The organism is Bacteroides sp. FSHCM14E1 (assembly GCF_019633785.1).
GTDB classification, from domain to species: Bacteria; Bacteroidota; Bacteroidia; order Bacteroidales; family Bacteroidaceae; genus Bacteroides; species Bacteroides hominis.
Window position 1 is genome coordinate 47,545 of the sequence record NZ_JADKYL010000013.1, and the last position, 21,850, is coordinate 69,394.

General features: G+C 41.3%; 15 protein-coding genes and 1 pseudogene. 15 read left to right on the plus strand and 1 reads right to left on the minus strand.

Annotation, left to right across the window (positions count from 1 at the left end):
* The first annotated feature begins 58 nt into the window (after nucleotides 1-58).
* The 14 genes and pseudogenes from ISX59_RS17390 (at nucleotide 59) to ISX59_RS17455 (ending at nucleotide 17,086) form a co-directional block, all read left to right on the plus strand.
* Nucleotides 59-1,288 (plus strand): tight junction protein ZO-3, encoded by a 1,230-nt coding sequence (locus ISX59_RS17390; protein ID WP_032534081.1) that lies wholly within the window; start codon nucleotides 59-61, stop codon nucleotides 1,286-1,288.
* A 143-nt stretch (nucleotides 1,289-1,431) separates the two neighbouring features.
* On the plus strand, nucleotides 1,432-1,743 hold the full coding sequence (locus ISX59_RS17395; protein WP_010993587.1) for a TIGR04149 family rSAM-modified RiPP: 312 nt from the start codon (nucleotides 1,432-1,434) through the stop codon (nucleotides 1,741-1,743).
* Between the two features lie 122 nt (nucleotides 1,744-1,865).
* Entirely contained in the window at nucleotides 1,866-3,122 is a 1,257-nt protein-coding gene (locus ISX59_RS21295; RefSeq protein ID WP_032534071.1) for a PDZ domain-containing protein, read from the plus strand.
* 30 nt (nucleotides 3,123-3,152) lie between these two features.
* Nucleotides 3,153-4,472: a radical SAM/SPASM domain-containing protein gene (locus ISX59_RS17405; RefSeq protein ID WP_010993585.1), complete on the plus strand. Its 1,320-nt coding sequence runs from the start codon at nucleotides 3,153-3,155 to the stop codon at nucleotides 4,470-4,472.
* Nucleotides 4,473-4,475: 3 nt separating this feature from the next.
* On the plus strand, nucleotides 4,476-5,723 hold the full coding sequence (locus ISX59_RS17410; RefSeq protein ID WP_032534069.1) for a radical SAM peptide maturase: 1,248 nt from the start codon (nucleotides 4,476-4,478) through the stop codon (nucleotides 5,721-5,723).
* Between the two features lie 13 nt (nucleotides 5,724-5,736).
* Entirely contained in the window at nucleotides 5,737-6,978 is a 1,242-nt protein-coding gene (locus tag ISX59_RS17415; RefSeq protein WP_032541008.1) for a TIGR04150 pseudo-rSAM protein, read from the plus strand.
* 13 nt (nucleotides 6,979-6,991) lie between these two features.
* On the plus strand, nucleotides 6,992-7,663 hold the full coding sequence (locus tag ISX59_RS17420; protein WP_220576097.1) for an acylneuraminate cytidylyltransferase family protein: 672 nt from the start codon (nucleotides 6,992-6,994) through the stop codon (nucleotides 7,661-7,663).
* An 11-nt stretch (nucleotides 7,664-7,674) separates the two neighbouring features.
* Nucleotides 7,675-9,764: pseudogene (locus tag ISX59_RS17425) on the plus strand (hypothetical protein).
* A gap of 56 nt (nucleotides 9,765-9,820) precedes the next feature.
* Nucleotides 9,821-10,816: a glycosyltransferase gene (locus ISX59_RS17430; protein ID WP_220576098.1), complete on the plus strand. Its 996-nt coding sequence runs from the start codon at nucleotides 9,821-9,823 to the stop codon at nucleotides 10,814-10,816.
* 67 nt (nucleotides 10,817-10,883) lie between these two features.
* Nucleotides 10,884-11,549, plus strand: a complete 666-nt coding sequence (locus tag ISX59_RS17435) for a sulfotransferase family 2 domain-containing protein (RefSeq protein WP_220576099.1) — start codon at nucleotides 10,884-10,886, stop codon at nucleotides 11,547-11,549.
* 12 nt (nucleotides 11,550-11,561) lie between these two features.
* The gene (locus ISX59_RS17440; protein ID WP_032536215.1) at nucleotides 11,562-12,161 is read left to right on the plus strand and encodes a hypothetical protein; all 600 of its coding nucleotides are present in this window, start codon (nucleotides 11,562-11,564) and stop codon (nucleotides 12,159-12,161) included.
* Nucleotides 12,162-12,196: 35 nt separating this feature from the next.
* On the plus strand, nucleotides 12,197-14,407 hold the full coding sequence (locus tag ISX59_RS17445) for a peptidase domain-containing ABC transporter (protein ID WP_220576100.1): 2,211 nt from the start codon (nucleotides 12,197-12,199) through the stop codon (nucleotides 14,405-14,407).
* A gap of 2 nt (nucleotides 14,408-14,409) precedes the next feature.
* Nucleotides 14,410-15,729 (plus strand): HlyD family secretion protein, encoded by a 1,320-nt coding sequence (locus tag ISX59_RS17450; protein ID WP_220576101.1) that lies wholly within the window; start codon nucleotides 14,410-14,412, stop codon nucleotides 15,727-15,729.
* Nucleotides 15,730-15,898: 169 nt separating this feature from the next.
* Nucleotides 15,899-17,086, plus strand: coding sequence for an OmpA family protein (locus ISX59_RS17455; RefSeq protein WP_005811214.1), 1,188 nt, complete (start codon nucleotides 15,899-15,901; stop codon nucleotides 17,084-17,086).
* 67 nt (nucleotides 17,087-17,153) lie between these two features.
* On the opposite strand, the gene trpS is transcribed toward ISX59_RS17455, so the two are convergent.
* Nucleotides 17,154-18,245, minus strand: coding sequence for a tryptophan--tRNA ligase (gene trpS, locus ISX59_RS17460; RefSeq protein WP_220576102.1), 1,092 nt, complete (start codon nucleotides 18,243-18,245; stop codon nucleotides 17,154-17,156).
* Between the two features lie 323 nt (nucleotides 18,246-18,568).
* Here trpS and carB point away from each other — a divergent pair, with 323 nt between their 5' ends.
* Complete coding sequence (carB, locus tag ISX59_RS17465; protein ID WP_005811211.1) at nucleotides 18,569-21,790, plus strand: carbamoyl-phosphate synthase (glutamine-hydrolyzing) large subunit; 3,222 nt, start codon at nucleotides 18,569-18,571, stop codon at nucleotides 21,788-21,790.
* The last annotated feature ends 60 nt before the right edge of the window (nucleotides 21,791-21,850 follow it).

The following is a 21,850-nucleotide window of genomic DNA, read 5'->3' on the forward strand; positions in this document are numbered from 1 at the left end:
AACGGTACTGTTATATGAAATATTTAATAGTACTGTTCTTAATAATTATATGTTTCCAATGAATAAAGGATTGTGTTCTGTATTTTTGTTTTTCATAATTTGTGTGAGTTGTGGTTATCCTCAACAATATACAGAGATTATAAATGGTGGGGGAAAGGTATATTTTTGTATAAATCCAAAAGATAGGCAGATAGTTTTACCTGTGCAATTGAATGACAGTATCACGGCTCGCTTAGGATTTGATACTGGAGGACAATTTGTGTTAGACTCGATGTTTTGTGCAACACATTCTAGTATTAAACATCGTTTGTTTTCAGATGCGCAATTACGAAATGGCTCTGGTTGGGCTAACTTTCTTGTCACTTGTTCTATTTATTCTAATGCCCCAATTGTTAGGGTTGGAAAGGTGTCTTTGAAATATGATGTTACTCAAATTATGAATTGGAAATGGTATATGAATAGTTCTTCAGAAGGAATGTTTAATATCCCTCCTAACGATACTATGCATGTGTGGGAGCTGAACTTTGAGCATAATTATATGGAGATTCATTTGGCGCAGAATTATCGAATGCCTGATAATAGTTTGATATTTCCATTAGTTAGAAAAAAAGAATATCCTAATTTACTCTATGTCAGATTACCTATTAAGATGGAATGTGCTAGTAGTGACACATTAATGATAAATCGTATGTTCATGATAGATACGGGAATGGCTTGGGATATCGTCTTAATGCAAGAAGCTAATGAGTTTTCTTTCTTTAATAAACAGGAGGATGTTGTTTGGACTAAATATCTAAATAGATATCATCGCTATTGTCCTGTAGATGCTATTTTAGCTGATACTTTGAGAATGGATTCATTACGAGTTTATACTTTTGATTTTATTAATAGAGCGCCATCTAATTATTTGATTGGGCAGAATTTTCTTAAAAGATTTAATGTTTTCTTTGATATGAAACATCAAAGAATTGGTTTTCAGCCAATACCTAATTTTACTCGTGTTGTTAATCCTTTGCATCAGCGATTTCATATTTTGGTTGAAAAAAATAGATATGGGAGGTGGATCATTACTAGGGTCGCTGATTCTAAGGACAATTATTATAAAGCTGCTGGGTTAAGAGAAGGCGATGAAATTAAAACTGTGAATGGAAAAAATTATGAAGATTATCTTTATAAAAATCATCGTTTGTTTGAAAAGCAAGATACATTATTATATGAAGTTATTCGTAAAGAGAAGATTCTTAAAATAGTTGTAGCTGTTAATAAAGAAGAAATACAAGGTGATTGAAATATATTGTTGAATATGGCTTGTTTGTTATATATTGGACTATTAAGTTTCTTTCTTTTTTGTTCTAACAAATACCTGTAACATTGGAAATCTATGTGATTTTTACGAAGAACATTAAATATTGATTTTAAAATGATTAAAGTATGAAATTAAGAAAACTGAAACTGAATGAAGCTTCAAAAGCTGAATTGAATGAACGTGAGATGTGTCGTGTTTTGGGAGGTGGTACTATTGGGTGCTGCCAATGTGGTTGCAATTATGAAGGTAAACCCGGTGGCTCTAGTACTAGTGCTAATGATAGTGCCAATAATGCTCATGGGTATACATCAGATGGTTCTCATCCATGTTGTTCTACTACTGACCCCAAACCGGAATTTCCGAAATTTCCGGATTTTCCTGTTATGCCTCAAGATGCTCTTTGTGGGGCGACTCAAGGACACTCGTGTGGTATATGAAAATAATTGATTGGGCGTTTATATTTGTTTGTATGAACAATTGAGCGTAGTCCTTTATTTTGTAATACTGCTGAAATTAACTTTCAGCAGTATTACTCTTGTGGAAAGCTAAATTAAAGAATATGAAGTTAATTATAGGCAATGGGCTGATAAAGTGTATTGTTTTTCTTTTTTTGCAAGCTACTGTTTTAGGTAGTTGTACGAAAATATCCAAAGGGAATAAAAGAGATGCAAGAACTTACTTTACAATTGATTCTTTAGATAGAAAGATAGTGCTTCCCGTGTTATTTAATGATAGCATTGTTTCAAATTTGGCATTTGATAGTGGGGCTTCTTTGGGAGCTTTTATTGTTGACTCTACTTTTTGTTCAGCTCACCCTTCTATCTTATCGAATTTGTCTCCTGACACTATTGCTCCATATGGGTGTGCATGGTCTGTATTACGTATGCCCGCATCTATGTATACAATTGTTCCGACTATAAAAGTAGGGAATTCCAATTTGATATATGATAAAATGTTAGTTTATAATTGGAGAGATTACATGGGAGGTACTCAATCAGATGGTTTGTTTAATATTCCACAAAATGATACTGTTAATATATGGGAGTTTAACTTTGAACATAATTATATGGCTATCCATTCATTTCAAGATTTTATTATGCCTAAGAATTGTATTCTGATTCCTTTTGTAAGAGGAAATGATAAAAGCTCACTTTTTTATGTTAATCTGCCTTTAAATATTAGATGTGCTGATGGAGACACACTGATGCTTACTCATACTTATCTTGTAGATACAGGTATGCCACAAGACATAGCTCTGATGGCTCAAGCTTCTGAATTGTCCTTTTTTTCTAAGAAAAAGAATGCCGTTTGGACGCAGGCACCATCTGGATATTATAGTCATCATAATGTAAATGTTACTTTGTTTAGTGGCATACAACTTGATTCTTTGCGGATTTATATATTTGATCAACCTAATCAAGTACCTTGTGATTATCTTATTGGTCTGAATTTTCTTAAAAGATTTAATGTTTTTTTCGACATGAAATCACAAAGATTAGGTTTGCAGCCAATAAAGAATTACGAACGAGTGGTCAACCCTCGGAAGAAACGATTCCACATGTCATCCCGTATGAATAGCCATGGAAAAATTATTATTACTAAAATTGCCGATTATGAAGGTAATTATGTTAAAGAATCTGGCTTGTTAGAAGGTGATGAAATTATTGCTATAAATGAAATTCCTATTAAAATGATCTCTTTGGAAGAGGATGCGGAGCTAAGCCGGCAAGACACATTGATATACGATATTGTCCGTCAAGGTAAATCTTATAAGATACCGGTGGTTATTGATAAAAAAGAGGTTCAAGGTGATTGAATGAAATAATAATATTAGATAGGTAATGATATGAATGATAAAGCTAGTAGATACAATATTGAAATAGAATACTATAATGGAATCCTGCTCTATAATTCGCTTACTAACAGGATACTACCAATTAGTCTTAAGGATTATTCTATAATTGAGACTTTGATGGAACATTTGCCTACATTTCGACAGAAATTTCCTGAATTGTATTCTGCTTTTCAGAGGTCAGGATTTATTATAAGTCCAGATTTTGATGAGTTGGCGTATTTGAAATTACAAAATAAGCGATGTATATTTATGAATCGGGATTATCATCTTACAATAAATCCGACTTTAGATTGTAATTTAAAGTGCTGGTATTGTTCTGTTGCATATGCTGGGGCAAAATATGATAGAGAACGAATGAGCGATGAAATAGTTGATAATTTGATTAAGCACATTAATTTATTAGTGACACAAAAAAAAGCAAATTCAATTTTATTGGATTGGTTTGGTGGAGAGCCCCTAATGTATTTTGATGAAGTAATCAAAAAGATATCAGATTCAGTATTCCCAATTTTATTACAGAATAATGTGAAATTTAGGCAACAAATTACTACTAATGCTACTTTATTGAGTGAAGATAGAATTCGATATATGAAGGACATGAACTTTGATTTCTTTCAGATATCTATTGATGGTAATGAGTGCCGCCAGAACCTGATTAAACGTTATTCTGATAAACATGGTACTTATAGAGATGTGGTTGACAATATTAATTTGCTTTCTGAGGTAATTCCAGATGTTTCAATTTGTTTGCGTGTAAATTATGATAAACAAACTTTGAAGAATATAAAAGATATAATAAATGATTTTACGGAAAAAAGTATAAAGTGCATTACTGTAGATTTTCAGAGAGTGTGGCAGATTTCATGTACAGAAGAAATGCGAAAGTTATTAGAGAAGGCAAAAGTTGAATTTGAGAAGGCTGGTTTTCGTTCGCGTTTTTGGGCATATAGGCCATTTAGATATAAGTGTTGTTATGCGGATAGTATCAATCATTATGTTGTCAATTACGATGGTAGAATTTTTAAATGTACAGCACGTGATTATGGGGAAGAACTAACTCTTGGCCATTTGTTAAAATCTGGAGAGATTGATTGGAACGATGGAATATTGAGTAAGATGTTTGTAAAGGCTACATTTGAGAATGAACGTTGTGAAAATTGTCGAGTTTTACCTTTGTGTATGGGACCATGTATACAAAAAAATTACGATGCACTTATAAATTGTAAACAGCTTACTTGTGTATATGATAACGTTGAATACAGTTTGTCTTCTTTTGTAATAGAAATGGCAAAACAAAGAAATTTAATATAATCGATGAAAAAAAAATATATTACAGTTGATGATATTAAGTATCAATTAGCTAACCTGCGTCAGCTGACTTTTGAAGTGACAGATGCTTGTAATCTGTGTTGTAAGTATTGTGCGTATGGTGAATTTTATAATGATTATGATAAGCGTGAAAATAGCACAATTAGTTTGTCCGCTTCTTTGAAATTAATTGATTATTTAGTTGATTTATGGGGCTCAGAATATAATACGTCAGCTAAACGTAACGTATATATCAGTTTCTATGGGGGAGAACCTTTATTAAATATGCCATTTATTGAATCGGTGGTGACGTATATTGAAAAACTGCATTGCCAATATCGCAATTTTACTTTTTCAATGACAACGAATGCTTTGTTGCTTGAACGTCATATGGATTTTTTGGTGGCACATGATTTCAATTTGCTTATCAGTTTGGATGGTGATGAATATGGCACTTCCTATAGAGTGAATAAGGTGGGTGATCCTGCATATCCCAATATTATCAGAAATATAGATGTTTTACGAAATAAATACCCTGAGTTCTTTGAAAGAAAAGTAAATTTTAATGCTGTATTACATAATCGTAATTCGGTTACTTCTATTTATCACTTCTTTAAAACTCGTTACAATAAAGTACCCAGTATTGGAGAGTTGAATAATATGGGGATTCGACCGGATAAGGTAGAACTTTTCCAAAAAACGTATCGTAATTCACAAGAAAGTTTACACCAAGCAGAGAATTATGAAAAAATAGAGCAGGATATGTTTCTAAAATCAGCTACTTATCAGACTCTTACCAATTTTCTCCATCAGTATAGTGGGTTTGTTTTTCGAAGTTATGTTGATTTGCAATATGGTAAACCTAAAAAAACAATTCCTACCGGTACTTGTATCCCTTTTGGTAAAAGAATGTTTGTCACTGTTACTGGTAAGATTTTACCTTGCGAACGCATAGGACAACAATTTGCATTGGGAAAGGTAACGGCAGATAGCGGTGTTGAACTTGATTTAGAAGCAATTGCAGATAAGTATAATACTTATTATGCTAAAATGGAAAATCAATGTAGTAAATGTTACAAAGCAGAATCTTGTATACAATGTATTTTCAATCTTAATAACTTGGATACTTGTCCTGTTTGCTATGGATTTACTAGTAAACAAGCTTTTGAAATCTATAAAACAAAACAAATAGATTTTCTAAGAAAGCATCCGGAAGAATATTATCGAATTATGGAAAATGTGATGGTTGAATAAAATAGGGTATAATATGTTTCAAGTAGATAAGAATTATTGGCTGGTAATTGCGCCTTATGTATATTGTTGTATAAAGGGTAAGAAGGCTCTATTATATAATACTAAGAATTGGGAGTATTTAGAGGTGGAAAATGAGAATGTAATAGGGCTATTACGACAGTTACATAAAAGAGATAATCTTGGTGCGGTGTTTTGTGAAGGGAAAATGTTGACAGAGCTATGTTACTCAAATTTTATATCTGGTTTTGTGTTAAAGGAAATGGGAGGTGTTATAGATGTGGCATCTTTTCCCGATAAACCGATACAAATGATGCCTATTCTTAATTTACAATGTGATGTGGATAAATTACAGCAAATAGAAGATAGGGGTATAGGAGAAGATATTTTGTTTAATTTGTTAGAAATAAATGTTTTTCTTTATAATGTTTGTGATCATCATTGTTTATATTGCAGTAAATATTCACAGCAAAATTTGTGCTGTCGCGTAGCAGAAACAGAGACGTCTCAAGTTCTTGATATCTCTGCTTTGAAGTCTATTATAGCACAAATTCGATATGGAGTGGTAGGTCGGTTGAATTTATTTGGTGGAAATATTTGGAAGTATCCTAATTATAATGATATTCCTTTTTTATTATCAGGTTTTAAAGGTCAAATTCATATTTGGAGTCATTATGCTGATTTTGTGGGTAATAAAATCTTAGATTCAGATTTTTTTTATGATGTGATTGTTCCTTTTCCCATGGAAGAAGAATTACTGCGAAATTGTATCTTTTTATTAGGAGATTTACAAATAAAGATTCATTTTTATGTTACGCAAATAGATGAATATGCTAAGGCGGAGGAGATTGTACATAAATATGCTATTAATGACTATTCAATACATTCTACCTATGTAGGATGTAATTTGGATTATTTTGAAAAATATGTTTATATGGATAAAGGGGATATCCTGCAATCTCAATACTCAATGAGCCAAATTTTTGCTCATCAAAAAATGAATTCACATTTTTTCGGTTCGTTATCAATCTCTGTTAATGGAGACGTATATGCTAATTTGAATAGTTTAGTTTTGGGAAATATCTATAAAGATAGTTTGATTGATATTGTTAACAAAGAAATGCTTGATAATACAGCATGGCGGAAAATACGAAATGATTATCCTTGCTGTGACTGCATTTACCAATGGCTGTGTCCTTCGCCCTCTAATTATGAATTGGCTATTGGAAAACCGAACCTCTGTCATGTGAAACCATAAATGATAATAGCTTATGAATCGTACTTTCTGTTTTGTTCCGGTTCGCAAAGGGAGTAGAGGTATCCCCGGTAAGAACCTGCGTATGCTGGGAGATAAACCTCTGGTATGTTGGATTATCGATACCATCCTTGCTTCCGGCATAGCGGACGAGATATGTGTAGCGACAAATTGTGATGAAATGGAAAGTTTGATACGAGGCCGTTACAAAGAAGTTGTACGGATATTCAGGCGCAGTGAGTGGAGTGCAAGGGATGAGGCTCCCAGTCTGGAAGTTGTACAGGAATTTTTCTATTTTTGTAAGCCGGACCGGAATGATGATTTTATTTTGTTACAGGCTACTTCTCCTTTTACGACTGCACAAGAACTAAGGGGGCTTGCAGAAGAGATGAAAAGGGGGGAAGCGGATTCCTATGTTGCCTGTTGCCGTTTGAAGAAGTTTCGTTGGAGTGATGAGGGGAGACCTTTGGACTATTCATTCGAAACCAAACCTCGCCGGCAGGAGTACAAAGGTTTTCTGATAGAGTCGGGAGCTTTCTATGCTTCTACGGTGGGGAGAATACTGGACTCCGGGCAGCTTCTTTCGGGAGTTGTGAAGGTGGTGGAGGTCGGTCCTGCAGGGGTGATAGATATTGATGAAGAAGCGGACTGGAGACTGGCTGAACATTATATTGAAACCGGGCTTTAATAAAAAAAGATATGGATAGACGGGACTATTATGTGGAGTATTATGAAGTACTGGATAGGGTGCTGTCTGACTACGTGAACCATTTGAGGGAAGAGAAAGAGTATTGGCTGAAAATGGGGAGGCATGATGTGGGCGTGCCTTTGATCAATTTACTATTCTGGCAGTTCACATGGCATAGAGAGGAGTACGACCGGTTACGTAAAGAAGGAAAGAGCTGTGGGGAAGCATTGGGTAGCGTAAAGGAGATACTGGCAGATAAGCAGGTGGAAGAATGGGAGCGACAGGAAGAGGAATACAAAATCTACGACCATGAATGGTATGAAGCACTGGCACCTTATGGCGGGCAGTTGGTGATCTATATTTATAATGCCCGTCAATTGGCTTATCTGACTCCGTTGATTGAACGTCTGGAAGAACCGGTGTTGCTCTTGTCGGAATATGAGATTCCGGATGAAACGGAGTTGCCGGACTTTGTAACGGCCATTACTCTTGAATTTACCAAAACAGCTCCATTGGTTAATCCATTCCTGAAAGAGTGGTTTCCCTTGATTTTTCAATATGCGAATACATTTGATATATTGATGAGGATCTTGCAACCTAAAGGATTGATTTTTCTGGAAGGCTGCCATTACCAGCAGTTATTGCTTGCCACCATAGGACGTGATTATGGAATACCGACCTTGTGTATCCAGCAGGGATGGCCGTCATTGATGCACACTGCTTTCAGGAGGATGCCTTACCGGTACTATCTGATGTGGGGGGAAGGCTTCCGGACTTTGTGGGAGAAGCATAATCCGCTGCCGGACTTTGTTCCGACGGGCTATATGTATCAGGTGGAACCACGTAATGAGACGAAAAAGGAGTGTGTTACTTTTTTCTTGCAGGGACCTTTTTTTCTGAGTGACAAAAAGTATCTTCAAGAGATGATCTGTCTGATAGGGACGGTTGCTGCGGAATTTCCCGCCCGGCGGTTTCTGGTGCGTGAACATCCTGAGTTCAGGATAGGTGAGGAGGTACGCATGGAATGGGAGCAGATTCCTAATATAGAAATGGTAACGGATAGAAAGCTGGCAGAGGTATTTGCCCGCACACGGGTAGGGGTGGCACACTATTCTTCTTCTTTAATGGAGGGAGTGGCGCATGGTGCTGTCCCGTTGGTGTACGATCCGACCGAGGGATCGCGGTATTCTCCGGATGTGGAAGCCGAGGGGCTGGGGATGATAGCGAAAACGAAAGAGGAGTTGACCGGCGGTTTGTCCCGGATACTGGAGAATTATGGAGATTTTGAACAGAGGATGGAGAAGGGGCAACCTCTGTGGTTTCAGGCAACAGGAGAAGAAACTCTCCGGAATATGGTAGGGTTTATTAAAGAAAAAATGCCTCCTGTTACGTTGAAGGAGATTTATGTGGTTGATGCGGATACGTTGACACGCGAACGGCCCGTCGGGGTATCGGGGTTATTGCGCTGTAAGAATTGTGAGGATTTTTTGGAGATGTGCATTGATTACGAATTGCGTTGTGGACACATGCGTTGTATGCTTCTTATCTGGAGAAGATGATCATTCGGTATAAAGTGCCTGTCTCGATGTCGGGCATTAACTTGTTCCGGAAAGACCGGGAGTGGATGGTAGGGTTGGGGCAGGAACATCCGGAGCCTGATAGCAAAGAGATACTCCCTCCGTTTAATGGCGTGCGTGATACTTTCTTTTTTGAGGTGTCTGCGGACCGGATATTCAGGTATGTGACGGAAACGAAGCCGGATGGCCGTCATCGGGGACTGGAAGTGATGCGCTGTCCGAATGAAATATTGGATGTCGGCTTTTGTTGGTTTCATTTGCGTGCCCTGATGAAGGAGCATGAAGAGGGCTATCGGCAGTCTTACCGGAAACATCCGGAGCGGTTTATACCTTTGGGCACCTTTGTGAAGCTGTCGTACAGGAGTTTACAACAGAGATATAAACCTTTTGTTGCCGTACGTTGGGCGGAACCGGTATTCGCTTATTTCTTTATGGCGGGTAAAGGAAGGATTCCGTGGAGGATGTTGAAAGGGGGAGGACGAGTAGTGGCAGATAAATGTGTTTCGCAGCTTGATAAAAGATAGATGGTGGATGGATATATTGATTCCCCAAAAATACACGAACTAAAATTGAGAGGGATATGAAGGAGGTAAAAAGACCGGTAGTTTCGGTGGTGGTTCCGGTCTATAATACGGAACTTTTTCTGGAGGAATGTCTGCACTCTTTGGAGAAGCAGACTTTGACGGATATTGAGATCATTCTGGTGAACGACGGATCGACGGATAATTCCGGAGAGTTGCTGCGGGAGTATGCGGGTAAGGATGCTCGTTGCGTTTATGTGGAACAGGCGAATCAAGGACTTTCTGCTGCACGGAATACCGGAATAGAATATGCATCCGGGCATTATCTGGCATTTCTGGACAGTGACGACTGGCTGGCAGAGAATGCTTTGCAGGTGCTTTGTACTATAGCTGCGAAGACCCGGTCAGACATTGTCTCAGGAAATACATTGGCGGTACATCCGGATGGGCAGGTGCGAAGTTGGGAAAGAAGGAGCAGGGAGTTGTTTGCGGCGGGAACCGTGGTGTCTGGAAGTACGTATTTCTCAAGAGTGATGGATTGCAGATGTTATGTCCCTATGGTGTACAACTATTTATATCGGAGAGATTTTATTGAGCAAAACGGTTTTCGCTTTGAGCCGGGGCTGATTCATGAGGATGAATTATGGACTCCGCAGGTGCTGACAACCGCTCAGAAAATGACGGTTGCCGATATTGATTTTTATTATTACCGGCAACGGGAAGGATCGATTATGACAGCGACAGCAGCGGGTAGGCGGATTGCTTCCATTCAATTGATTATTGAGAAGTTACTGGAATATAGCCGTAAACATTTGTTTGAGAAAAAACATAGAGAGGCAAAAGAAGCGCTCTATGTAAGGTTGCTGCAGATATATTCTACCGCCTGTACATTGCATCCGGACGGAACTTATACTACTTTGTACGATAGGGCGGGAGAAATGCTTCGTGTTTGTGAGGAACTCAGTCGGCAAGAGTCTCTTGGAAGATGGTATAGTGAGGAGATACTGAACAGGATGAAACTGTACTATGACCGGCTCCAGACGATGGAAGGATAAGGGGCTATGGCAGGGAACTGAATCACTTTATTGTATGTATGTTGGACATCGAAAATCGTAGTATATCATGAAAGATATTGCAATGCTAAACAAAGCACCATTAGACTTCTTCGGATGTAATTTTTGTCTTGTAGAGAAGCATCGTATGGCTTTTGTCCTTATCTCGAAATGTGGACTCACTTTTTTGGAGAATATAGCTATCTATGCGTCTATAGGTATGATTCCTGATACGGAAGATCAGACTCATTTTTATATCGCCCGGGTAAAACCCGAACGTTTTTTGGTACCGGTTTCTGAGATGTCCGGTTATGAAAAGGAGCATAAATCGTATTTGAAGGTAGCGGTTTGGAGGGATCCGGTGGAAAGACTGATTTCTGCTTATAAATATTTTATACTTGAACGTACTTTTAACCGTTATATGTATATGTGTAATCTTTATCAGGATCATTCTTTTGAACGCTTTCTTTCGTTTGTTGAGTTTGAATTGGGGAAGACAAATCCGTTGTGGCAGGATGAACATATACGCAGGCAATCTGATTTTTATACTTCTGCTGATGTGGACTGTATCGTACCACTCAGTAAATTAAACTGTTTCTTAGAAGAGAAAGGAGTTGATATACCTGAGGAGAGGTCGAATGCGACATCCGTTCAGTTTGAACTGAGAGATGAGAAACAGATAGCACGGATAAAAGAACTTTATCGCCTCGACTATGAAATACCTGTCAGTTATTAAAAAAGAAATGTTATGGATGCACAGATAGAAAAGATAGCAAAATCACTTTATTTCTCCTACAGACAAACTGACATAGGGCTGTTTTATGGAAAGATGGGATATTGTCTTTTCTTTTTTCATTATTCTCATGTTGCCGAATCGCGAATTTTTGGAGAATTTGCCGAAGAGTTGCTGGATGAAGTGATGGAGTATGTTCGCTTGGGTATGCCGGTCGGTCTGTCTTTCGGATGGGCTGGCATAGGTTGGGGGGTAGAATATCTTGTCCGGTACGGATTTGTGGAAGATGCCGGCAATGAAGAACGGAATAAGATTGATAAGAAAGTGATGGAATATGATGTCAGGCGTTTGGATGACTACTCTTTAGCTACGGGACTGGAGGGCATTGCGTGGTATGTCCTGCTTCGATTGTCTTCGGGGGATAAATGTGTACGGATCAGAGAAGAAACCTATTTGTTTGATTTGAGCAATGCTTGCGAAAGAGTTTTAAAGAAAAGGCAGTATAAGGGCATGCTTTTGCTGCTGAATTTTCTGAACGGGAAACAGATAAATTATCCTTTCAGGGAATTTTTTTCACAAATTCCGGGAGAAGCGCATTATATTCCGGATATGTGATGTATTTTTGCTACGTAGACTAATATTATGAATAAATGAAGCTAAGTTCTTTTCCTCATTACCTCCAGTTGGACGCTATGGATTGCGGCCCTTCCTGCCTTCGCATGATTGCGAAGTACTATGGTAAGAGCTATTCCCTGCAGACCCTCCGTGCACGTTCTTTTATTACCCGTGAAGGAGTTTCCATGTTGGGCATCAGTGATGCGGCGGAATCCATCGGTTTCCGTACTTCGGGGGTCCGTATCTCTTTGGAGCAATTGAAAGAGGACGTACCGTTGCCTTGCATCCTGCATTGGAACCAGAACCACTTTGTGGTCTGTTATGATATAAAGAAGAAGCGCAGTGGCTACCGTTTCTATATCGCTGATCCGGCACGTCAGTTGATTTCGTACAGTGAGGAAGAATTTAAAAAGTGTTGGTTGTCTACCAAGGTGAATGGAGAAGAGAAAGGAGCTGCACTTGCGCTTGAACCGGGCCCGGAATTCCAAGGGCAGGGGGACGAGGAAGAGTCCGGCAGTCGCAGTCTTCGTTTTTTTCTTAAGTATTTGTCTCCTTACCGTAAACAGTTGATACAGCTCGTTCTGGGAATGCTGATAGCGAGCTTGCTGCAACTTATCTTCCCATTTCTGACACAGTCGTTGGTGGATGTGGGTATCCGTGACGGTAACCTGAACTTTATCACTCTGATCCTGATTGCACAGCTGGTGATCTCCGTTTCGCAACTTTCGGTCGAGTTTATCCGTAGCTGGATCATGCTTCACATGAACACACGTATCAACATCTCGCTGATCTCTGACTTCCTGGCAAAGTTGATGCAACTACCGCTCCATTATTTCGATACGAAGATGATCGGTGACATTATGCAGCGTATCGGTGACCACGGACGTATCGAGAGCTTTCTGACAGGCTCGTCCATCAGTACGCTTTTCTCTTTCGTAAACTTCTTTATTTTTGCTTTTGTGCTGGCTTATTATAATCTGGGTATTCTTGCCATCTTTCTGGTAGGCAATTCACTCTATATCTGCTGGATTCTTGTGTTCATGAAGTACCGGCGTGAACTGGATATCCGGCGTTTTGCCCAGGCGGCGGGCGAACAGAGCAGTTTGATTCAGCTGGTGACTGCCATGCAGGAAATCAAGCTGAACAACTGCGAGAAGCAAAAGCGCTGGCAGTGGGAACGCATTCAAGTGAAGCTTTTCAAGATCAGCGTGAAGGGACTGGCATTGGGGCAGGTTCAGCAAGTGGGTTCTGTGTTTTTTAATCAGACAACGAATATCGTAATTTCATTTATTGCTGCCAAATCGGTTGTGGAAGGGGATATGACTCTGGGTATGATGATGTCTTTGACGTATATCATCGGTCAGCTGAGTGGCCCCATCGGCTCTTTTATCGGCTTTGCCCAACAACTTCAGGATGCAAAGATCAGTCTGGAACGCTTGAACGAGATTCACGGTCAGAAAGATGAAGAACAGGATATCACTTCAAAACTGACGGTTCTTCCGGATCGGCGTGATATTCGTATTGAAAATCTGTCGTTTAGCTATGACGGGGCGGACCGTGACTATGTGCTGAAGGATGTGAATCTGGATATACCCGAACATAAAGTGACAGCGATCGTGGGGGCGAGTGGTAGTGGTAAGACTACACTGATTAAGTTGATGCTCGGTTTTTATACTCCGAATAAGGGGGATATCAAAATAGGTGAGACTCCTCTGGATGTGGTGAATCCGCATCTCTGGCGTGCGAAGAGTGGTTCGGTGATGCAGGATGGCTTTATTTTCTCTGATACGATTGCGAACAACATTGCTGTTGGTGAGGAACAGGTGGATGTGGAACGTTTGCGCCATGCTGTGACGGTTGCCAATATCCGTGATTTTATCGATTCTCTTCCTTTGGGCTATAATACGAAGATCGGAATGGAGGGGAACGGCATCAGTCAGGGACAGCGACAGCGCCTGCTGATAGCCCGTGCGGTTTATAAGAATCCGGAGTTCCTGTTTTTCGATGAGGCGACGAATGCACTGGATGCCAATAACGAGCGTGAGATTATGGAACACCTCCATACATTCTATCGGGGTAAGACGGTTGTAGTGGTAGCACATCGTTTGAGTACGGTTCGTGATGCGGATAAGATCGTGGTGCTGGATAAAGGTGCTGTGGCTGAAGAGGGCACTCACCGGGAACTGACGGAGAAGAAAGGATTGTATTATCAGTTGGTGAAGAATCAGCTGGAGTTAGGAAGTTAGGTATGGAAAAGGAGCACACACATAAAGAAATCGAGCTTCGCAGTGAAGAGGTACAGGAGGTGATGAACCGTGTTCCGGCGTGGATTCTGCGTAGTGGCATTACGGTATTGTTTATCATCGTAGTGGTGTTGGTGGCAGGCAGCTATTGGTTTAAATATCCGGATGTGATAACTGCAGAGGTGACGGTGAGTACACAGGAGCCTCCATCTTATGTAATGGCACGTTCGGCCGGTAGATTGGCGGACCTGTATGTACAGAACGGCCAGGAGGTGAAGCCGGATATGAATTTGGGTGTAATAGAGAATACGGCTCGTGCGGTGGATGTGTTTTCTTTGAAGGGGAAGATGCAGAAGTGGAAGCAGGAAGGATATACACCGGAATCGGGGAAAAGTCTTTTTCTGCTTTCGGAGACCGACCGCTGGCGGCTGGGTGAGATACAGTCGGCTTATGCAGGATTTGTGAGTACCCTCTCCGAGGTGGTTCGTATGAAAGAGTTGGGATATTATGCAAAGAAGTTGCAGTCACAGAAAGAATTGCTGGCTACACAGAAGAAATATTATGATCAGGTTCGGAGGCAATATTTTCTGATAGAGAAAGAATATGCTTTAGCTCATGCCTCATATGCAAGAGATTCGATTCTTTATCATCGTAAGGCAATGATTATTACGGAGTTTGAACAGTCCGGCAGTCGCTATCTGCAGAGTCTTCAGTCAAAGGAATCGGCCCGTATGCAGTTGACTCAGGTAGATATGCAGATAGAGCAATCGGAAGAGACATTGCTTGATCTGGAAAAACAGGCGTTTGAAGAGCAGCAGACGCAGGAGGTGAATCTGAGAAATGCTACGGATCAGTTGTTGGGTCAGCTTGCGGCGTGGGAACAACATTACCTGCTTCGAAGTCCGGTCGGAGGAAAAGTTACTTTTCTGAATGTGTGGAGCGTGAATCAGTATGTGGAGTCGGGGGCTACCGTTTTTGTGGTTGCCCCGAAAGAGGAATCCTTGCCTGTAGGGACGGCATTGCTGCCTTTACAGGGATCGGGTAAAGTAAAGGCCGGACAGCGTGTAAATTTGCGTCTGAATAATTATCCGGATCAGGAGTTTGGTTATGTAAGGGGGGAGGTGAGAAGTGTTTCGCCTCTGCCGACGGCGGAAGGCATGTATGTGGTCGATATTGCTTTGCCGGATGGGTTGACAACCAACTATGGAAAGATGCTGCCGTTGACTCGTGAGATGAAGGGAAGTGCGGAAATTATCACGGACGATCTTCGGCTGCTGGAAAGATTGATTATGCCGCTACGAAAAATTTTCATGGAACAAAAATAGGTCAAAGTAGCTTTGGAGCTATATATAATAAGGTGTATCTCCGGATCTTTGTAGAAAATGCTTCGGAAATTTTCATTTATCCAAAACCTTTTAGTTTCGTTGGTGTTATTTAAATAGTTTCAATAATAAATAGGAAGATTTGTAATAACCACTTTAACTATTAAGGTATATGAAAAAGATTCTAATGCTGCTGGCTTTAGCCGGCGTTACATCTGTTGCTTCAGCGCAACAAACTACGATTACGGGATACGAAGTTATCCAGGTACAAGACAAATATCAAGTAATCACTAACTCCTTCTGGGATAACTGGTTCTTTTCTATCGGTGGCGGTGCCGAAGCCATGTTTGGTGACAACGACCATGCCGGAAAGTTCAGAGACCGTATCAGTCCGACATTGAATGTGGCTGTCGGTAAATGGTTTACTCCCGGGTTGGGATTGCGATTGCAGTACAGTGGCTTGCAGGGGCGCGGCTTTGCCCATTCGGAAACAGCCGATTTTGTGAAGAGTGGTAAACTGGCCAATGGGTATTATAAACAGAAATTCAACTATATGAATCTTCACGGTGACGTGATGTTCAATTTGAATGCTCTGTTTGGCGGATACAACTCTCACCGTGTATATGAAATTATCCCTTATTTGGGAGCCGGTTTTACTCATTCATACTCTAAACCTCATCGTGAGGCATTTGCTATGAACGCAGGTATTATCAACCGTTTCCGCGTATCGAGTGCGGTAGATATCAATATCGAAATCGGTGGTATGCTGGCTGAAGATAAGTTTGACGGAGAAATTGGTGGAAAACATGGGTATGATGGCGTTGCCAGCCTGACTGCAGGTCTGACTTACCGCTTCCCGGCCCGTGGATTTGCCCGTCCGATGCCACAGATTATCTCTGAAATAGAATTGGCCAATATGCGTCGCCAGATGAATGAAATGGCTGCTGCCAACCAGTCACTGCAACAGCAGTTGGTTGATGCACAGAACCAGCCGGTGGCAGAAGTTGCCGAACAAGTAGTTGTAACGGATGCTAATATTGCTCCGCGTACTGTATTCTTCACAATCGGTTCTTCTGAACTGTCTCCGCGTGAAGAGATGAACTTGTCTTATCTGGCTGCTAAGATGAAAGAATTCCCGGATACACAATATACCGTATACGGATATGCTGACTCGGCAACCGGTACTCCTGCATTCAATAAGGAGTTGAGCCAGAAACGTGCTCAGGCTGTTGTCAATGCATTGGTTAAGAAATACGGAGTAGATTCCAGCCGCTTGAAAGTTGATGCCGGAGGTGGTGTGGATAAATTCGGTAAACCTATTTACCTAAACCGCGTTGTATTAGTAGAGTCTGCTAAATAAATTCAGACTCAACCTTCTTTAAAAGAAAGCGCCCTGTTGCCGGACTGGTAACAGGGCGTTTCTTTTTTTATTTATTGAATCGCTTTACTTGTTCGTTGATCAGTTCGGCATCATCGAAATAGTTTATCTTCATGGCCTTACGAACATCGGATAACGTATCGGCAGCGGCAGCTCTTGCCACTTCACAGCCTTTTCTCAACATTTCGTAGATGGCAGGAATGTCTTTCTCAAATTCTTTCCGGCGATTACGGATAGGTTCCAGTTCTTCTTGCATAATAGCGTTGAGGAAGCGTTTCACCTTTACATCTCCCAGGCCGCCGCGTTGATAGTGAGCTTTCAGTTCATCGAGGCTCGGATAGTCGGGCAGATAACGTTCGAAATGTTCGGGACGGCAGAAGGCATCCAAATATGTAAATACGGTATTACCTTCGATTTTGCCCGGGTCTTGCACCCGTAAGTGATCGGGGTCGGTGAACATGCTCATTACTTTCTTCTGTACCTCGTCCGCTTCTTCGGAAAGGTAAATGCAGTTGCCTAACGATTTACTCATTTTGGCTTTTCCATCGGTACCCGGCAGGCGCAGGCAGGCTGCGTTGTCCGGTAGAAGGATTTCCGGCTCGACTAATGTTTCTCCGTAGATATAATTGAAACGGCGGACAATTTCTCTGGCCTGCTCGATCATGGGCTCCTGATCTTCACCTACCGGTACTGTAGTGGCACGGAAGGCAGTGATATCGGCAGCTTGGCTGATGGGATAAGTGAAGAAACCTACAGGAATGCTGGTTTCGAAGTTGCGCATCTGTATTTCCGTCTTCACGGTAGGGTTACGTTGCAGGCGTGATACGGTGACGAGATCCATATAATAGAATGTCAATTCGCACAGTTCCGGAATCTGGGACTGGATGAAGATTGTCGACTTTTCCGGATCGAGTCCGCAAGCCAGATAATCGAGGGCTACTTCAATTACGTTTTGGCGTACTTTTTCGGGGTTATCGATGTTATCGGTCAATGCCTGCGCATCGGCGATGAAGATGAAAGTTTTGTCAAACAAGCCGGTATTCTGTAGTTCGACTCTTCGTTTCAGTGAACCTACGTAGTGTCCGATATGGAGTTTTCCGGTAGGACGGTCACCTGTCAATATGATTTTTTCTTTTCCCATTATTTTTATTTTTAATCGAAGGACAAAGATAGTCAGAATCAGCTGAAGTAACAAATAAAACGAATATTCTTACCAGATTCCTTTGTAATTATAGAAATAAGTCGTTACTTTGCACAAACTTTGAAATAGCAATGAATCAACAGGAAATCAGAAGCAAGTATTATCTCCGTTCGAGTGTATTTCACCCGGAATCAGCCTACTTCTTCTCTTTTCTCCAAAAACGATATTTAGTTCTTTGGTAATGCGTTAGTCCTTTATTGAGGGTAACGCATTTTTTTTGTGCGGATACGTAGAAATAACAACTTATAATGACAATAAAAGAAATGGAAAAGGAAATGAAAAAAGTCCTTGTTTTGGGTTCAGGCGCACTCAAAATCGGACAAGCCGGAGAGTTTGATTATTCCGGTTCACAGGCACTGAAGGCCTTGAAAGAAGAAGGCATCAATTCGGTATTGGTCAATCCGAACATCGCAACCATTCAGACTTCCGAGGGAATTGCTGATAAGGTGTATTTCCTTCCCGTGACTACTTATTTTGTAGAGGAGATTATTAAGAAAGAACGTCCCGACGGCATTCTTCTTGCATTCGGCGGACAGACTGCCTTGAACTGCGGTGCAGAGCTTTATACACAAGGTATTCTGGATAAATATGGTGTGAAAGTATTGGGTACTTCGGTTGAGGCTATCATGTATACGGAAGACCGTGACCTGTTTGTGAAGAAGCTCAATGAGATTGATATGAAAACTCCGGTCAGCCAGGCTGTAGAAAGCATGGAAGATGCTATTGCTGCTGCACGTCGCATTGGTTATCCGGTGATGGTTCGTTCGGCTTACGCGCTGGGAGGACTCGGAAGTGGTATTTGTGCCAATGAAGAGGAATTCCTCAAATTGGCTGAGAGCTCATTTGCTTTCTCTAAACAGATTCTGGTGGAAGAGTCGTTGAAAGGATGGAAAGAAATTGAGTTTGAGGTGATCCGTGATGCGAATGACCACTGTTTTACGGTAGCAAGCATGGAAAACTTTGACCCGCTGGGTATTCATACCGGCGAATCGATCGTGGTAGCTCCGACTTGCTCATTGGATGACAAGGAACTGAAAATGTTGCAGGAACTTTCAACTAAATGTATCCGCCATCTGGGTATTGTAGGTGAATGTAACATTCAGTATGCATTCAATTCGGATACGGATGATTATCGTGTGATTGAGGTGAATGCACGTCTGAGCCGTTCTTCGGCTTTGGCCTCGAAGGCAACCGGCTATCCGCTGGCATTTGTGGCCGCTAAGGTGGCATTAGGCTACACACTCGATCAGATAGGTGAGATGGGCACTCCCAACTCGGCATATGTGGCTCCGCAACTTGATTACTATATTTGTAAAATTCCTCGTTGGGACTTGACTAAATTTGCCGGTGTATCTCGTGAGATCGGTTCAAGCATGAAATCGGTTGGTGAAATCATGTCGATAGGCCGTTCGTTTGAAGAGATTATCCAGAAAGGTCTTCGCATGATCGGTCAAGGTATGCATGGGTTTGTCGGTAACGACGATGTGCATTTTGAGGATCTGGATAAGGAGCTTTCTCACCCGACGGATTTACGTGTTTTCGCTCTGGCTCAGGCCATGGAAGATGGCTATACGATAGAGCGTATCCATGAACTGACAAAGATTGACCCGTGGTTCTTGGGCAAACTGAAAAATATCGTTGACTATAAAGCGAAGTTGTCTGCTTATGATAAGGTAGAGGATATTCCTGCAGACGTATTGAGGGAGGCCAAAGTGCTGGGCTTCTCTGACTTCCAGATTGCGCGCTTTGTGTTGAATCCGGCAGGAAATATGGAGAAAGAGAACCTGATGGTACGTGCCCGTCGTAAAGAACTGGGTATCCTTCCGGCCGTGAAACGCATCAATACCATTGCTTCCGAACATCCGGAACTGACAAACTACCTTTATATGACTTATGCGGTTCAGGGTTATGATGTGAACTATTATAAAAATGAAAAGTCAGTAGTTGTGTTAGGATCGGGTGCTTATCGCATTGGTAGCTCGGTTGAGTTCGACTGGTGTTCGGTAAATGCTGTGCAGACTGCCCGCAAACTGGGATATAAATCGATTATGATCAATTATAATCCCGAAACGGTGTCTACTGATTATGATATGTGTGATCGTCTGTACTTCGACGAACTTTCGTTCGAACGTGTGCTCGACGTGATCGATCTGGAACAACCTCGCGGTGTGATTGTATCCGTAGGTGGACAGATTCCGAATAACCTTGCCATGAAACTGTATCGTCAGTCTGTTCCGGTATTGGGTACTTCTCCTGTTTCTATCGACCGGGCAGAAAACCGTAATAAGTTCTCTGCAATGCTTGATCAGTTGGGTATCGACCAGCCGGCATGGCAGGAGCTGACCAGTCTGGAAGATGTGAAAGGTTTTGTAGAGAAAGTGGGCTATCCGGTACTGGTTCGTCCGTCTTATGTACTTTCGGGAGCTGCGATGAATGTTTGCTATGATGACGAGGAGTTGGAGAACTTCCTGAAGATGGCTGCTGAGGTATCGAAAGAGTATCCGGTAGTTGTTTCTCAGTTCCTTGAAAATACCAAGGAAATTGAATTCGACGCAGTGGCACAGAATGGAGAAGTGGTAGAATATGCTATCTCAGAACATATCGAGTTTGCCGGAGTGCACTCGGGTGACGCTACGCTGGTATTCCCGGCACAGAAAATCTATTTTGCAACAGCGCGCCGCATTAAGAAAATCAGTCGCCAGATTGCGAAAGAGCTTAATATTTCGGGACCGTTCAATATTCAATTCCTGGCTCGCAACAACGAAGTTAAAGTTATCGAATGTAACTTACGTGCTTCACGTAGTTTCCCGTTCGTTTCTAAGGTGTTGAAACGCAACTTTATTGAGACTGCTACCCGCATTATGCTCGACGCTCCATACAGCCGTCCCGATAAGTCGGCATTTGATATCGACTGGATTGGAGTGAAAGCTTCTCAATTCTCTTTCTCACGTTTGCACAAAGCCGATCCGGTTTTAGGTGTAGATATGTCGTCTACCGGTGAGGTGGGCTGCATTGGTGACGACTTTTCTGAAGCACTGCTGAATGCAATGATTGCTACCGGCTTTAAAATTCCTGAAAAGGGAGTGATGTTCTCTTCAGGTGCAATGAAGTCGAAAGTCGATTTGCTGGAAGCAAGCCGCATGTTGTTCAACCAGGGATATAAGATTTATGCAACAGCCGGAACTGCTGCATTTCTGAATGCACATGGTGTAGATACTACTCCGGTTTACTGGCCGGATGAAAAACCGGGGGCTGAGAACAATGTGATGAAGATGATTGCCGACCATAAGTTCGACTTGATTGTGAATATTCCCAAGAATCATTCGAAACGTGAGCTGACAAATGGTTATCGTATCCGTCGTGGTGCGATCGATCATAATATCCCATTGATAACCAACGCGCGTCTGGCGAGTGCATTTATCGAAGCATTCTGTGATTTGAAGCTTGAAGATATTCAGATAAAGAGCTGGCAGGAATATAAATAGTACTGTCCGTAGCGATAAATAATAAGGGAGAGGGGGGAAACTTGGAAACAGTTTCTCCCC